Annotated in this window: 16 protein-coding genes and 1 pseudogene; 13 read left to right on the forward strand and 4 right to left on the reverse strand. The window is 51.8% G+C overall.

The genetic code is table 11. The features are described from left to right. Nucleotides 1-50: 50 nt before the first annotated feature. Nucleotides 51-980 (reverse strand): serine O-acetyltransferase EpsC, encoded by a 930-nt coding sequence (gene epsC / locus CWM57_RS09580; protein WP_008804177.1) that lies wholly within the window; start codon nucleotides 978-980, stop codon nucleotides 51-53. A gap of 443 nt (nucleotides 981-1,423) precedes the next feature. Then, entirely contained in the window at nucleotides 1,424-3,058 is a 1,635-nt protein-coding gene (locus CWM57_RS09585; RefSeq protein WP_100675366.1) for a Na+/H+ antiporter, read from the reverse strand. 562 nt (nucleotides 3,059-3,620) lie between these two features. On the opposite strand from CWM57_RS09585, the pseudogene CWM57_RS09590 reads away from it, so the two are divergent. The 3 genes and pseudogenes from CWM57_RS09590 (at nucleotide 3,621) to CWM57_RS09600 (ending at nucleotide 6,350) form a co-directional block, all read left to right on the forward strand. Continuing rightward, nucleotides 3,621-4,401 (forward strand): annotated as a pseudogene (locus CWM57_RS09590) (TetR family transcriptional regulator C-terminal domain-containing protein). Further along, complete coding sequence (locus CWM57_RS09595; protein WP_100630769.1) at nucleotides 4,322-5,299, forward strand: MDR family oxidoreductase; 978 nt, start codon at nucleotides 4,322-4,324, stop codon at nucleotides 5,297-5,299. The pseudogene CWM57_RS09590 and the gene CWM57_RS09595 overlap by 80 nt, the downstream one beginning before the upstream one ends. A gap of 118 nt (nucleotides 5,300-5,417) precedes the next feature. After that, nucleotides 5,418-6,350 carry a nucleoside recognition domain-containing protein gene (locus CWM57_RS09600; RefSeq protein WP_012967638.1) on the forward strand — a complete coding sequence of 311 codons (933 nt, stop codon included), beginning with the start codon at nucleotides 5,418-5,420 and terminating at the stop codon, nucleotides 6,348-6,350. On the opposite strand, the gene CWM57_RS09605 is transcribed toward CWM57_RS09600, so the two are convergent. Next, a complete protein-coding gene (locus CWM57_RS09605) occupies nucleotides 6,261-7,883 on the reverse strand; it encodes an alpha/beta hydrolase (RefSeq protein WP_100675365.1) in 1,623 nt (540 codons plus the stop codon). The two genes, CWM57_RS09600 and CWM57_RS09605, sit on opposite strands and share 90 nt — an antisense overlap. 270 nt (nucleotides 7,884-8,153) lie before the next feature. On the opposite strand from CWM57_RS09605, the gene pmrD reads away from it, so the two are divergent. Both pmrD and CWM57_RS09615 read left to right on the forward strand, forming a co-directional pair. After that, complete coding sequence (pmrD, locus tag CWM57_RS09610) at nucleotides 8,154-8,399, forward strand: signal transduction protein PmrD (protein ID WP_100675364.1); 246 nt, start codon at nucleotides 8,154-8,156, stop codon at nucleotides 8,397-8,399. Between the two features lie 129 nt (nucleotides 8,400-8,528). Next, a complete protein-coding gene (locus tag CWM57_RS09615) occupies nucleotides 8,529-9,983 on the forward strand; it encodes an AMP nucleosidase (RefSeq protein WP_061153980.1) in 1,455 nt (484 codons plus the stop codon). 88 nt (nucleotides 9,984-10,071) lie between these two features. Here the strand turns inward: CWM57_RS09615 and CWM57_RS27575 are convergent, their stop codons facing one another. Continuing rightward, nucleotides 10,072-10,230: a hypothetical protein gene (locus CWM57_RS27575; RefSeq protein WP_165784169.1), complete on the reverse strand. Its 159-nt coding sequence runs from the start codon at nucleotides 10,228-10,230 to the stop codon at nucleotides 10,072-10,074. A 605-nt stretch (nucleotides 10,231-10,835) separates the two neighbouring features. Here CWM57_RS27575 and CWM57_RS09625 point away from each other — a divergent pair. The 8 genes from CWM57_RS09625 to CWM57_RS09660 all read left to right on the forward strand — a co-directional run bounded on the left by CWM57_RS09625 (nucleotide 10,836) and on the right by CWM57_RS09660 (nucleotide 14,900). Next, entirely contained in the window at nucleotides 10,836-11,189 is a 354-nt protein-coding gene (locus tag CWM57_RS09625) for a type II toxin-antitoxin system RelE/ParE family toxin (protein WP_074385362.1), read from the forward strand. A 4-nt stretch (nucleotides 11,190-11,193) separates the two neighbouring features. Further along, the gene (locus CWM57_RS09630; RefSeq protein WP_061153979.1) at nucleotides 11,194-11,496 is read left to right on the forward strand and encodes a helix-turn-helix domain-containing protein; all 303 of its coding nucleotides are present in this window, start codon (nucleotides 11,194-11,196) and stop codon (nucleotides 11,494-11,496) included. Between the two features lie 704 nt (nucleotides 11,497-12,200). Continuing rightward, complete coding sequence (locus tag CWM57_RS09635; RefSeq protein ID WP_032443437.1) at nucleotides 12,201-13,064, forward strand: DUF6387 family protein; 864 nt, start codon at nucleotides 12,201-12,203, stop codon at nucleotides 13,062-13,064. Between the two features lie 146 nt (nucleotides 13,065-13,210). Continuing rightward, entirely contained in the window at nucleotides 13,211-13,429 is a 219-nt protein-coding gene (locus tag CWM57_RS09640; RefSeq protein ID WP_002911792.1) for a helix-turn-helix transcriptional regulator, read from the forward strand. Nucleotides 13,430-13,444: 15 nt separating this feature from the next. Then, nucleotides 13,445-13,774 carry a hypothetical protein gene (locus tag CWM57_RS09645; RefSeq protein ID WP_001588070.1) on the forward strand — a complete coding sequence of 110 codons (330 nt, stop codon included), beginning with the start codon at nucleotides 13,445-13,447 and terminating at the stop codon, nucleotides 13,772-13,774. Nucleotides 13,775-13,787: 13 nt separating this feature from the next. Then, complete coding sequence (locus CWM57_RS09650; protein ID WP_001030749.1) at nucleotides 13,788-14,099, forward strand: hypothetical protein; 312 nt, start codon at nucleotides 13,788-13,790, stop codon at nucleotides 14,097-14,099. A gap of 78 nt (nucleotides 14,100-14,177) precedes the next feature. Next, nucleotides 14,178-14,468, forward strand: a complete 291-nt coding sequence (locus CWM57_RS09655) for a hypothetical protein (RefSeq protein ID WP_000164588.1) — start codon at nucleotides 14,178-14,180, stop codon at nucleotides 14,466-14,468. 51 nt (nucleotides 14,469-14,519) lie between these two features. Continuing rightward, nucleotides 14,520-14,900: a hypothetical protein gene (locus CWM57_RS09660; RefSeq protein WP_100675362.1), complete on the forward strand. Its 381-nt coding sequence runs from the start codon at nucleotides 14,520-14,522 to the stop codon at nucleotides 14,898-14,900. Nucleotides 14,901-15,013 lie beyond the last annotated feature (113 nt).

A 15,013-nucleotide genomic window follows, 5' to 3' on the forward strand; every position in this document is an offset into this window, starting at 1 on the left:
TGCTATTTTAGTGGTACGGGAACGGTAGGTTTCTTTTATTCTTGTAATGATTAAATACCGTCGCCGTCGCTGAAATGCCTCTGCTGAATTCGCGCCTGTTGGACATTACTGTCCGGTGGCACATCACGGGTTAGCCAGATATTTCCTCCGATGCTAGAGCGCGCCCCGATGGTAATTCTCCCAAGTATTGTCGCACCGGCATAAATCACAACGTCATCTTCAATAATAGGATGGCGAGGATAATTTTTTTGCAATTGTCCATCCTCACCGACGAGAAAACGTTTGGCTCCCAGGGTGACGGCTTGATAAATACGCACTCGTTTACCGACGATGGCGGTTTCACCAATGACCACGCCGGTTCCGTGATCGATAAAGAACCCATCATCAATCTGCGCACCGGGATGAATATCGATACCGGTCTGGCTATGCGCCTTTTCGGTGATGATGCGCGCCAGCAGCGGAAGGTCGAGCTGATGCAGTTCATGGGCCAGCCGATAGTGCATCACCGCATGAATTCCCGGGTAGCACAGCAGCACATCATCCATGCTGCGCGCGGAGGGATCGCCCTGATAAGCGGCGAGGATATCACCGTCAAGACGCTGACGAATCACCGGTAAACGGTTGGCAAACTGCTGAACGCGTCTGACCGCCTCCTGCAACAGGACCTCATTTTCCGCCTGCTCATCCGACTGATAATAGAGTTCCAGAAGCGCTTCTTCGGTGAGTCTGTCCAGCGCAGTGCCGAGCAAATGGCCGACGTAATAATCTTCCCCCTCTTTGCGTAAGTCCACGTCGCCTAAGCGCATCGGATAAAGCACTTTTATCAATGTATCCGCGACGGAATTAACGCTTTCCCGGGAAGGTAAACTCCGTTTATTACGATAATTATTCTTCGCGTGCTCATCGCGCCACGCCTGGCGAACGCGACGCAATTCATTGACGACATTATTTAAATGCCAGTTATTTTCTCTTTTCGGCAAGAGATACAATTCACCCGCTTCCGGCATAATAATATCCTTCATCAAAGCACTTCGATAAAATTCTTTTTGGCGTTACCTCACTTTTATGCATTACCCACATTAAAAACAAATAACCTTATTGACTTTCAATAGCTGAAAAGAATAAATAGTTAAAAATCAAGGCATTCTCTCCCCCTCACCTCACTCAGTCGTGACATCGCGTCCCGCCAGGTCAAGCATTGCAGGTGTCACACCTCAGTAATACGGGCGAAAAGCGGGCCCCTTGCGGTAAGCAGAGGCGGAGGTTTGCTTTCTGAGCCGCTAGCCCATGATCCGTCAAAGGCGCCAACATAAAAAAGCCTGCTTCCCAGCAGGCTTTGTTTTATACGGCGGCAGAACACCTCTTCCGGAAGGCGAACCAGCCCCTTTCCAGCGCTTACGCTCGGGGCCACAGCCCATGTTTGTTAGCGCAAGCTTTCTTCCTTCAGATCTATCTCCCGCAGCACTTCATAAAAGGTCGTATCACTGATGTTATGGGCGCGCCGCAGTCGGAACAGCTCCTGGCGCTGGGCGATAATGACCTCTCTTTGCATATACTTCTCCAGCCTGGCGCGCTTCGCCAGCTCCAGCCCGACGTCCTGCTCCTCGTCACTGTCGTTATAGTGCAGCCGCCGCTGGTACGTTTCCAGCAGCATATTGCCCGCATCGACCCGCAAAGCCTGCTCATTCGGATCGTCCACCGGCTCGTCCAGCAGTGCATTCAGGCGGTTAATCGCCACTTCGGTCATCACCGCACCGATATTGTCCTTCCCGGTGTCATGGGGTAAATCATCGGCAAGATACTGGGTCATGTACGGCAGGCCGACAGCCGCCACGATGAGCGACATCAGGATCACCGCCATTGAGAGAAAGATCAGCAGTTCCCGCCCCGGAAACGACGAGCCATCCGCCAGCATCACCGGTAACGTCAGGATACCGGCCAGGGTGACGGAACCTTTTACTCCCGCCAGCGCCATGACGGCCATGATGCTGAATCGCGGACGAATAGTGATAGCCTTGCCCCGGCGCTTACGGCGGAAAATCGTCAGGGTCATCGACAGCCATACCCAGGCAAAGCGCATCAGGCCAAGCGCCAGCGTGATGGCCACCGCGTACAGCAGCAGATACCAGGGAGACGAGACGCCGGCCTGACTGGCCACCGCAGGAAGCGAATTCAGCATGCGCGGCAGCTGCTCGCCCAGCATGAGAAAAATCATGCCGTTGAGGGTCGTCTGCAGCATGGTCCACACCGCGCTGCTTTTCATACGCGTCGCCGGTAGTCGGGGACCCGACAGCTGCTCATAGTGCATCGCAATGCCGGCGGCCACCGCAGCAAGAATGCCTGAGACATGGAACGCCTCGGCCAGCAGGTAGGCGGCAAAGGGGATAAGCAGGCTTATCAGGATCTGAATTGCCGGCTCCTCGCGGGTGCGGCGCACGAGAAAGTTGTTGCACTTGCCGGTGACCCACACCACCACGAGGCCACTAAGGATCCCCCCAAACGCCATCAGGAAAAACTTCACCACCGCGTCTCCCGGGGAGAAGCTGCCGGTCAGCACCGCGGCGATGGCGAAGTTAAAGGCGACAAGGCCTGAAGCATCGTTTAACAGCGACTCCCCTTCGAGAATATGCGCCATCCTTGAGGGAAGCGGCGAGCTGGCGGTCATTGCCGATACCGCCACCGGATCGGTGGGTGACAGAATAGCCGCGAGGGCGAACCCCGCGGCCACGGTGATAGCCGGGATCAGCCAGTGAATAAACAGGCCAATGCCGAGGATCGTCACCATCACCAGGCCTATCGCCAGCGACAGAATCGGCTTCATGTCCCTGAAAAAGGCGTCTTTGGGGATCCGCCAGCCGTCGAGGAAAAGCAGCGGCGGGATAAACAGCAGCAAAAAGATATGCGGATCGAAATCGACCTGAAATCCGCCGGCGGCCAGCGCGGCGCCTGCGGCGATCTGGATCAGCGGCAGCGGCACCTTAACGGGCAGAAGATGAGACACGAACACGGTCACGACGATGGCCATCATAAAGACCAACACAATAGTAATTAGCGACATTCGCCCCCTCCTCTGACGGCAATACTCATTCTGTACATCACGCTTTTATTCCTTTCCTTGCAGGTGTTGTTTCATCGCCGGTTTATTGCTTCAGACGCCGATAATAGAGGTCAGCAATCTCGGTATGATGGCGATGTTATTTAAACTACGGTGGCGCCTCATGCCGAACCAGGGGTGACAATGTGTTTTATCGTACCGCCTTTGTCAATCCGCCATCGTCTGCAAATAATTGACAATCCGCGTCTGCGGCAGCGTAATGAAGGCATCTCTGGCGCTTGTCTATGCCATCTCATCGTGATCACGGATCAATATATTCTTTATATTATTAGTTCTTCTTATCGTATTTCGAATACGGATATTACCAGGCAACCTAATAGAATTCGCAGAGTAATATTTCTCTGCCGAAAACAACGGTGATAACCGTACAGTGCCAGAAAATGCTCATGCCAGGCCACTTTCCTGACCCAGGTTGTTCGACATCCCTCTCCTCCGCCACGCTGCGCTTGCCCCATCCCGGGTTTGGGCGTACCCTGACCGACAATTAAACCACACGGTCTAAATGATGAATCCCGATACCTCCGCCGTCCTGAAGCCCCGCCGCGGCCGTCCACCCAAGGTCGATCGCCAGTTTGACGATACGCGCCAGGCGCTGATTCGCTCAGGCTTGGAAGTGCTGACCGAAACGGGCTATCTCGCGGCAGGTATCGAGGCCGTTATCAGGAATATCGATGTGCCCAAGGGATCGTTTTATCACTGCTTTAAAAGCAAAGAGGCCTTTGGCCTGGCCGTGCTTAGCGCCTATGGCGACTTTTTTGCGCATAAATTAGATAAATTCCTGCTGGACGACGCCGTGCCGCCGCTGGAACGGATGGCGGCTTTTGTGCGTCATGCCGGCAAGGGGATGGAGAAATACCAGTTTCGCCGCGGCTGCCTGGTGGGCAACCTGCTGCAGGAGGCCCCGCTGTTACCCGACACCTTTCCCGGGCGATTAAAAGCGATCCTGACGGCATGGGAGTCGCGCGTGGCCCGCTGCCTGCACGAGGCGCAGGCTGCCGGAGGGATCGCCCGCGACGCCTCACCGGACGCGCTGGCCCAGGTGTTCTGGATCGGCTGGGAAGGCGCGGTGATGCGCGCCAGGCTGTGCCAGTCCGCCGCACCGCTTCACCAGTACTGGGAATTTTTTGCGCACAGTATGACAACAAAAACACCTGCACAGGACGGCGTTAGCGCCGATAACCCCCTTCCGACGAGGAATACTCTGTCATGAAAGCATTAGTTCTGGACCAGATCGACAACCGCACCGTCGCCGCCGTCAAAGCGATCGACCTGCCCGCCCTTGCTGAAGGCGACGTTCGGGTCGCTATCGACTGGTCGAGTCTCAACTATAAAGATGCCCTGGCGATCACCGGCAAAGGCAAAATCATCCGTCAGTTCCCGATGGTGCCTGGCATCGATTTTGCGGGACGGGTGAGTGAAAGCCGCGATCCGCGCTTTGTTCCCGGTCAGTCCGTGATCCTCACCGGCTGGGGCGTAGGCGAAAATCACTGGGGTGGCCTGGCCACCGAAGCCTGCATCAAAGGCGACTGGCTGGTTGCCCAGCCAGCGGCGCTCAGCGCGCGCCAGGCGATGATCATCGGCACCGCCGGCTTTACCGCAATGCTGTGCGTGGATGCCCTCATCAGTGCGGGCGTCACTCCGGAAAGCGGGGATATCCTGGTCACCGGCGCCAGCGGCGGGGTCGGCACCACCGCCGTGGTGTTGCTGAAAGCGCTGGGCTACCGGGTGACGGCGGTATCGGGCCGGGAATCGACGCACGATTACCTGCGTCAGCTGGGCGCCGATGCGATCCTGCCGCGCAGCGACTTCGCGGAGACCCGTCCGCTGGAAAAACAGCTGTGGGCGGGCGCGGTGGATACCGTTGGCGGCACGATGCTGGCCAAAGTGCTGGCGCAGACGCAATACCGCGGCTGCGTCGCCGCCTGCGGTCTGGCCGGGGGCTTCGATCTACCGACCACCGTGATGCCGTTTATTCTGCGCAACGTGCGCCTGCAGGGGGTGGACTCGGTGATGGTGCCGACCGCTGAACGCGACGCCGTCTGGCAGCGTCTGGCCCAGCTCCTGCCGGAAAGCTACTACCAGCAGGCGGCCACCGAAATCACGCTGGAGCAGGCGCCAGCGTATGCCGCAGATTTTCTCAGCAACACGATTCACGGCCGGACGCTGGTCAATATCGGCCAGTAATCCTCTTCTCCCGGCGCCCGTGCGGCGCCGGATCCCGAGAGGATCAAGGCATATCATTTCCTTTCCCACGGGATTATGATGACGCGAACCGATGCCTTTGCGAGTGGTAAAAAAGTAAATGGATGTCATAAGCATCATTATGGCGGCGGGTAAATCATCCGTTGACGTTGCACTGTATACGCTGTTGCCGATTATGGTGATCATGCTGATCATCATGAAATATCTGGAGGTCCGCGGCATCCTCGATGTGATTGTTCGCTGGGTTGCCCCGCTGCTGAAGCCCTTCGGCTTAACCGGGATGAGCGCCTTCGCCCTGATCCAGATTAACTTTGTCAGCTTCGCCGCCCCGCTTGCGACGCTGTCGATTATGGACAAACGCGGCGTCTCGGACCGGCAAATGGCCGCCACGCTGGCCATGGTGTTCGCCATGGGGCAAGGCAACGTCTTTTATCCCCTCACCCCTTTTGGTCTGCACTGGCTGGCCTCGATCGTTATCTCGGTGATCGGCGGGCTGTGCGCGGCGGCCGTCGCCTGGCACGTCACCGGACGGCGCTTATCGGTCGCCGAGAATCCCCGCGCGGAAGCGTTACCTAACGCCGAGCAAAACAGCCAGGGCATTCTGGCGGTGATCAACAGCGCCGGCTCCGACGCCATCCGCCTGGCGCTCGGCGCAGTCCCGATGCTGATCTTGTCATTAACCATTGTCGGACTGCTGCAGGGCGCCGGGGCTATTGACCTGCTACAGCAGGCGCTGAAGCCGGTACTTGGCTGGCTGCATATCCCGCAGAACTTTGTTCTGCCGGCGCTGGTGAAGTGCGTCGCCGGGGGCACCGCCTACTTTGGCGTCATTTCTGAGCTGATCCAGCAGGGCAAAGTGACCGTCAGCCAGGTCAACGCCTCGGCAGGCCTGCTGATCCAGACCTTTGACCTCCCCGGTATCGGTATTTTTCTCGGCATCAGCTCACGGTTTGTCCGCCTGTTTCGCTTTGTCGTCCCCGCGGCGATCGTCGGCATCCTGCTGCGTACCGTTCTGCACCTGATCCTGTTTTAACGCCTCTGCTCTGGCCTGCGCTTTCAGGCAGGCCGTCACCGCCGCCTGCTCGCCGCAGGTGATGCGCTCATCGACGCGCGCCAGCATCCACGGAAAGAAAGGATTGGAGGTGACGCGCATTAACGTCTCCAGCCCCACGCTCAGCGTTCCGGTTTCCCCACGCAGTGAAATGGTGCCCAGGCTGATGCCGTAGCGGTTCTTCTCGTCCGGCTCGCGACCATACAGCGAGTCGCTCAGGGGAAACGGCACCGCCACATGCGACAGAGAGTACATATCCGCCGGCCAGGCGAGATGCAACGGATAACGATGCTCATCCCGCTCCTGCGCCAGCGTGGTACGGGCGATGGTCTGCAGCGTGTGCGCCGTCGCGTTGGTCACCACCGTGGTGGTATAGGCCCGCGGTGCCGGGGGCAGCAGCGTATTGACTGCCGCATAGAGCGCGGGACGAAACAGGACCCGGAGATCCGCCGCCTGGTTAATGTCGAACACCACCAGCTCGCTGCCGTTGTCCGGCAGGTAGCGGTACAGGGATTCCACCACCGCGCGGGTGCTGACCGTGGAATCCATCACCGACTGAAAGGTCAGGACCGGCGGCAGCGCTTTCAGCTCGCCCTGACGGGACGCGCGGATAATCTGCTGCTGCAGCGCCTGGCTCAATAACCAGGACTGTCTTGCCGCCTTGACCGGAAAGGAGTTGTACTTGAAGGGATTAAACTCAGGCGCCACGTTCAACCAGGCGGCGCGGGCGAACGCCGGGAAGATGGACGGCAGCCCGGCGAGGCCAGCGAAACGGGCAAACGCGGTCACGCCGATCATCGGCGACAGCAGAATAATCTGCTGGGGCTGGCGCAAGTGACTGTCCTCCAGGCTATCGAGAGCATACTTGAGCGCCAGTGCGCCGCCGTTAGAGTAGCCGACCAGATGCAGCGGCACGTCCGCCCCGGCCAGGCGCGTCGCTTCGCGCACCGCCAGACGCGTCGCCGCCAGCCAGGTCTCCCAGTCCACCGCCGTTAATGCTCCCGGCGCGGTGCCGTGCCCCGGCAAACGCGGCACCACCGCCACATAACCCCGCTGCTGCCAGAGTTGCGCCAGATAGCGCACGCTGTAGGGCGAATCGGTCAGGCCATGGAGCAACACCACGCTGCCGCGCGGCTTGCCCTGCGGCAACAGCACAAAAGAACGATTCCAGTCCTGCTTAAACTGCCCCGGCCAGACCCGGCTGTGACGATAAAAGCGGTTGACCGGGGTTTTATCTTCTTCCGGCAAAGCCTCTGTCACCTCGCGCTGGAGATCGGCGAAAATCGTCTTCTCCCGCGCCAGATACTGGGCAAAGGTCGCCTGGTCGATCGCTTCGGCCGACATCTCGTTGGCGCTCCAGGTATGCCAGCGATGCAGGGCCGGGCCACGCTGGGACTCATAAATCCGCCCGGCGAGAAAGACCACCAGCAGTACCAGTAGCGCAATGATCCCTTTTTTTAGCAGTGAGCCAATCACGGCGCCCGACGTTCGCCAGTGGCGTAAAACATGCTTCATGACGCTCCCTCTTATATTTTTCGCGTAGCCGAACTCATCTGCCCTATTCCTGACAGGCTATTTTCACTGTCTGCTTCTCAGCATAGTCATCGGTTCCGGGAAATTAAACCCGGCAGATCATTCATGTTTGGCGAAAAAAAACCTACCGATGAGATCAACGTTCGGTCGCGTATTTTTAAACACTGTATAAACCAAGGGGATAATCTTATTGTCAGACCTTGAGGAAACATGAATTATCGGCAGGGACGCGAACAGGACAGGGAGATATAGATGGAGTGGTGGGTAAAAAAAGTACGAAAAAATTCAATGACCAGCCCCTGCTGCGTCGTGCTACAGAGTGGTGCGCTGGAGATGATTGCGGAAATTGAAGCCTGTCGGCTCCGTCTGCAGGAAGGCGATAAACTCACTCCGCTGGCTAATGCTCGTTATTGTCTGAATAATAACCCGGCGCAGACGTTGAAGATCCTCAAAGCCACTCATTATAGCAGTGAGCGCTGGGCCAACCTCGGCGGATAAAGAGCACGTCAGGCCTTAGCCAGTTATGGTCTCAGTATCTTCGCATCCGATATATAAATTCCCCTTCGTCCTTTTCGCGCTGTGACATACTATCGGGAATGTCAGCAGACCTGAAATAAGGAGCGAATAATGAATCACAAGGCCGCCAGTCTGACCCCGGAACAAGCGCTTGCCGAGCTGGAAGCGCGCTATGAAGCATCGGTCACGGCGTTACGCAAGGCCATCGGCGACTATATCGACCATAATACGCTCCCTGATACCGAAGCCCGTGCGGAAGGCCTTTTTGTCTATCCGCAGCTGTCGGTCTCCTGGGACGGCGCCGACCATAAGGCCCTCAAAACGCGCGCCTGGGGGCGTTTTACCCATGCCGGTTGCTATACCACCACCATTACGAATCCGAAACTGTTCCGCAGCTATTTGCTGGAACAGCTGACCCTGCTGTATCAGGACTATGGCGCGCATATCAGCGTCGAGCTGTCGCAGCATGAAATCCCCTATCCTTATGTGATAGATGGCTCCACCCTGACCCTCGACCGCTCAATGAGCGCTGGTCTGACGCGCTATTTTCCCACCACCGAGCTGTCACAGATTGGCGATGAGACCGCGGATGGCCTGTTCCACCCTACCGAGTTCTATCCGCTGTCCCACTTTGACGCCCGCCGCGTCGATTTTTCGCTGGCGCGTCTGCGTCACTACACCGGCACACCGGCGGAACACTTCCAGCCCTACGTGCTGTTCACCAACTATACCCGCTATGTGGATGAGTTCGTCAGCTGGGGCTGCAGCCAGATCCTCGATCCCGACAGCCCCTATATCGCCCTCTCCTGCGCCGGCGGGATCTGGATCACCGCGGAAACCGAAGCGCCGGAACAGGCCATTTCCGATCTGGCGTGGAAAAAGCATCAGATGCCGGCCTGGCATCTGATCACCCACGACGGCAAGGGGATCACGCTGATTAACATTGGCGTCGGCCCGGCCAACGCCAAAACCATCTGCGATCATCTCGCGGTATTGCGGCCGGACGTCTGGTTAATGATCGGCCACTGCGGCGGCCTGCGCGAAAGCCAGACTATCGGCGACTATGTGCTGGCCCACGCCTATCTGCGTGACGATCATGTGCTGGATGCCGTACTGCCGCCGGATATTCCGATCCCCAGCATTGCCGAAGTGCAGCGTGCGCTGTATGACGCCACCAAGCAGGTGAGCGGGATGCCCGGCGAAGAAGTGAAGCAGCGGCTGCGTACCGGAACGGTGGTGACCACCGACGACCGTAACTGGGAGCTGCGCTATTCTGCTTCGGCGCTGCGCTTTAATCTCAGCCGCGCGGTAGCTATCGATATGGAGAGCGCGACCATCGCCGCCCAGGGGTATCGCTTCCGCGTGCCTTACGGCACGCTGCTCTGCGTCTCGGACAAACCGCTGCACGGTGAAATCAAGCTACCGGGCCAGGCCAACCGCTTCTACGAGGGCGCCATCTCCGAGCATCTGCAGATAGGCATCCGGGCGATCGACCTGCTGCGCGCCGAGGGAGATCACATGCACTCGCGTAAGCTACGCACCTTCAACGAGCCGCCGTTCCGTTAACCGGTGACGCAGGGATAGAAAGGAAACACGCTGGCGTTCCCCGCAGGGGATCGTCAGTGTGTAGCGATATACCCACCGGCGAGCAGAGTCATTTAGCGCTGAAGATGCTCATTTTTATTTTGTAAGCCATAAACCGGACAATATTATTCTGGGCCTTTTCAAGGCGATCTACTGAAGAAGACTCGGTCGATTCATAGCCAATAATGTCCTGGTTTTTGAGTATGGTGCGACCATTCACACTCATCATTATTTTTCTCTTTGCCGTCGCGACTGAAAACAGGGACATCGTAACACTGCTGTGCGACGCCCTCTCTTTGTTCCGGCGCGGTCCTTCTGTAACTTCCAGATTCACGTTCGGCTTTGGTTAAGCGCAATGTAATAACAAAATTTGTACCGGCTTTTTGTGGGGCACTGGGATAGTCAAAGACATAGTGACACATACAACTGGCTTCCAGAGGGTAAGGAAGCACTTTATTCCTGTCGCTGGCTTCTTTTTTGCGTTCATCGAGTGATTTTGCCCACGCAACAAATGGCCCCCGGGGTTGCCCTTACGCTTCATGACCTGCAAGAAGCGGCCTGATTCCAGGCTGGTCGTCCCGTTACCGACAATACCTTTGAAAATGTCAGGCTGCGTTGCAGCTAAGGTCACTCTTCACACTGCATCAATCCCTGATCGGGTTTCTCGGCACAGCTCGTAAAACGGTGAACACCTTGCATGTTATGCACAGAAATACCCGAATGCGTCTTCAGCATTGCAGTAACGGCGCATGAATCCCTCATTCCATCGCTTCATTATTACCCTTATAGCTTTACAACTATATAGTATTTAACCTATATTAACCTGGAGGTCCCGTGTGGACGATTAAAACAACGGATATGTTTGATCGCTGGTTTACCTCGCTCAATGATATCGATCGGGCCAGCGTGCTGGCAGCGCTGTTGGTCTTGCGGGAAAAGGGGCCGGGTTTGTCCAGACCTTATGCCGATACGATCAGAGGTTCCCGCTACAGCAACATGAAAGAGTTGCGTGTTCAGAGCCGGGGCATTCCAATACGGGCGTTTTTTGCTTTTGACCCGGCCCGTACCGGCATTGTGCTTTGTGCCGGAAATAAGGTCGGCAATGAAAAACGGTTTTACCATGAGATGCTCGCGGTCGCAGATCGGGAATTCACGAACTGGCTTAACAGATTGAAAGAGAAGGAGTAACGCGATGGGCAGAACGCTGGAACAGCTTCTTATAGATGAAAAACCGGATGTCGTTGCCGAAGCTCAGGCTATTGCTAAGGATATCCTGCTTAATATTCATCTTGCCGAACTACGTGAGAAGGTGCAGAAGACCCAGGTAGAAATGGCTCAGGATTTAGGCATAAAACAGCCTACCGTTGCAGGAATGGAAAAACCGGGCCGCGACCTGAAGCTCTCTACCCTTAAGCGTTATGTTGAAGCGGCGGGTGGTAAGCTGCGGCTTGATGTTGAGCTCCCGGACGGGTCGCACTATGAGTTTGTTTTGTAGCGTAGGGTAGAACGGCGGTGTAACAATCCAAAAAGATAATATACAGCCACTGCTTAAAGTGCCCGCACCTTTTTTATCACTTTTTCCAGCAATGGAGCCGGATCGATATCCAACAGCTGTGCCACATAGACCAACTCGATGATGTCCAGCCTACGCTCCCCACTTTCAATTTTTGCAATGAATGAACGATATTGTGAATGAAGTGCTGACCCGACTGGAAGCCATTATGAGCTGATACTTTTTATACGGCCAAAAGATGCTGAAAAGCAAAAAGCCTGCTCGAAAGCAGGCTTCTTAAATTTGGCTCCTCTGACTGGACTCGAACTTCATCTGTATCTCCTGTTATTACTGACTTTGTTAAAGTTAAATATATTTTTACCAACATATTTACCATCATTATTGTTTTCTTATCAATAAAATGTCAATTAAAAACAATTGGTTGTTGTCATAACCATCTAACTATACGAATCTGATTTAACTTTTTCTATCAACATGATGTTGTCGTTATTTTTGTTAAAGTAATTGATATAAAACAATTAGTTAATTTTTAGTAAATAAACGATGTTTAGTCAAGATTAAAGCACTTACATCCAAGATCACTTATCTGCTCTCACACCATTTTGAAAACCCGCCCCTCTTTTCCACTTTCTCTATCATGTTGAATGGGTTAACTTTTATGAAACTTAAAAGCAATCGGTAGAATAATGACTACACAAAAGGAAATGGAAGAAATCAGGACTGCATTATCTTGGTTTGATGTACGCCGATATGATGGCCTGAAAGACCTCACCCTAGAACAAATCTATGCAGAGCTTGAAAGACGGATGTTGGCTTACAAAACAAGGCAACAATGGGAAACAGCAGGCAAAGATAATCAAATGCAAGCTATATACCATGATGCCAAAATCCGATGTGGTGATGTGATACTTCAATCGGACTGGATTTCAGGCAATCACAGACTGTCACATAGCTATGCTGTAAGACCAATGAGCAGAGTTCAATTGTTCAACTATGGGCGGGCTATGTATCGGCTGGAGAATTCTGAGCAAACAGACCCTGTTGCAGTGAGTTCGGACTACATCTCTGAGTATCTTAAACAAGGGGGCATGAACCCTGCTAACAAGATGCTGATTGAAATTGACTTGGAAGAAGCCAGCAGTGACGATCTCGCAGAACACCTGAAAGTACTGATTGCTCTATGGCAAAAGCACCTAAAAACGCCTAAGCCACCTAAACGAATGTTTCGGTTTGGTCATAAGACCTTTGAAAGAATACTTGATTACAAAGTCATCCCTTTGATGGATTTGATCTCATGGGAACAGCTCTACAACGAAGGTAAGAACATACCTTTCAACATCTTAGCTGACATTCTACATGGTACTGGTGGGATTCGGAGCCGTGATAACATCAAAGATACTGATTATGATTACGCGAAAAGTTATCTTGATAACGATGAGTACTTCAAGGTTTTAAATGATTTTTATATTAAAAACAATATGTTAAAGGACTGGAAGATCACTGACGTGATAACATTTAACGATAAAGCCACGGATAAAAACAAAAAGTAAACACAAGGGATGTTCACAACCTGCGAATGTCCCTATAAAGAGTCTCCCTCCAAAATTTCCGCGAAACTCACGGTTGGTGAACATCCCTAGTTTAGAATCAGCCAAAATCCTAGAATTATCTCCATCGAACAACACAGGAGATAAACATGGTTCAAAACAAAACAGATAAAACTTTAAAACTTATTCGCTTATCAGAAGTAATAAGGAAAACCGGGTTCGGCAAGACGTGGATTTATAAACTTATCAGCGCGGGGAAATTCCCCAAACAAATAAAAATCGGTGAAAGAGCTGTTGCTTTCATTGAAAGCGAAGTTGATGAGTGGATTTATAAAGCTATAACTGCTTCTCGTAATACATCTAACTAATAAAAGGAAAATAACATGAAAAATATAAATGTGCCTGAAATATCATTTATCTTTGATAATGATAAAACTGAAGTTTTCTCAAGAATGGCAATGGATAACTTAGCTCTTTATGTGGAAAACATGTTTAAGATAATGGGTGATCAATTTGAACGTCATCTTTATGATGAAAAATATATGAATATGGTTATGGACCATATTATTTATATCACAAAACCAGACTTCCTCAAGTGGGTGAGAGACAATAATGTTGGGGAATGTATTTTTTTGATTGATGAAGTTATGGAAGATTTAAAATACTCTTATAGAGAGTTCAAAAAAATCTATCCTAAACTTGGCATTAAATAAAGAGGAAGAAATCATGAATAAAGATCTGAAAAAAGAAGCAAACAAGATATTACTGCATTTATCTAAACAATGCTTTGAATTGCGTGTGAGTTCTATTATTCAGAACCATCCTGAACAAGTAGAACAACTCAAGCATGAAGAAGCTTTTATGATGAATACTTATAAGGACAGTATTAAAGTAGCAAAACAGATGTTCCCTAAAGTCGTAAGGAATACATTCTTTGATGTAAAGTTATCACCAAGACTCATTGATAACGATTTTATATTGAAAGCATTAAAGGCATTTCATAAACAAATGGATTTTATGAAAGATTTTCAAAAGTAGTTTTTTGTTTTAGCCCCGTATTCAGGGGCTGAAAATAAGAGTAAGTTAAAATATATCATGTAAAAATGAGGAGTAATCATGACTAAAAATATTGAAAGTAAAAATACATCTACTGAGTTGTTCTATGATCTTGCAAAGCGTTCTTTTGAAGCGAGCTGGAAAACAATGCAGGATATGTGTAGTGATAGCATTTCGCATCTTGTCGATGATGCTGATTTTATGAGCGCATTTATACGGCTCACTATTAATCATATTTGTCATAACTTTGAGAAGTTTACTACACAAGAAGGAAATCAAGGACACCTTACAGAGGTCAACTTTGAAGAGGTTGCAGAACGGCTTGTGCGTAATGCTTGGGTGTTTTGCTAAAACTCATGTGTATTTTTATTTAAGTCTTAATATTAATAAGAGAGGATTTTTATGAAAAAAGTTAAGATGAGCAAAAAAGATAAAACGATGATATTTGCTATATCAGTGACATTAATGTTATACGTAAACAGGATTTACGGGATGGCAAGTGTAAATGATGAAGATGTTATGACTTTTGTAAAAGAAGAGGATGCTGTTGATTCACTGTTACGTGCTCAAATGTTAGAAATCATTAATGGTTTCGATTATTACAAAGGTCTTTATGGTTCGGGTAAAGAAAAAAAGGAGCATATAGATATGGCAGAGCTATTGGAGAGAGTAACATTTTATTATGACCTTTATATCAGGGATATGTTGATAAGAAATCTGGAAAAAGGACAATCCTTAGTTGATAATAGAGTGCTGGACTGGGATCTGGACATAAATAGATAACATCAGGAAAATGTTATTTAGAGGAATGTATGAGTATATCAATAGTGTAATGACGGAATGGATTCCAGTATTACATATAGCCTGATTTTTAAAACCGTCAAAATATATTGACG

Source organism: Klebsiella sp. G-Nf4, from assembly GCF_002810615.1.
GTDB lineage: Bacteria > Pseudomonadota > Gammaproteobacteria > Enterobacterales > Enterobacteriaceae > Klebsiella > Klebsiella variicola.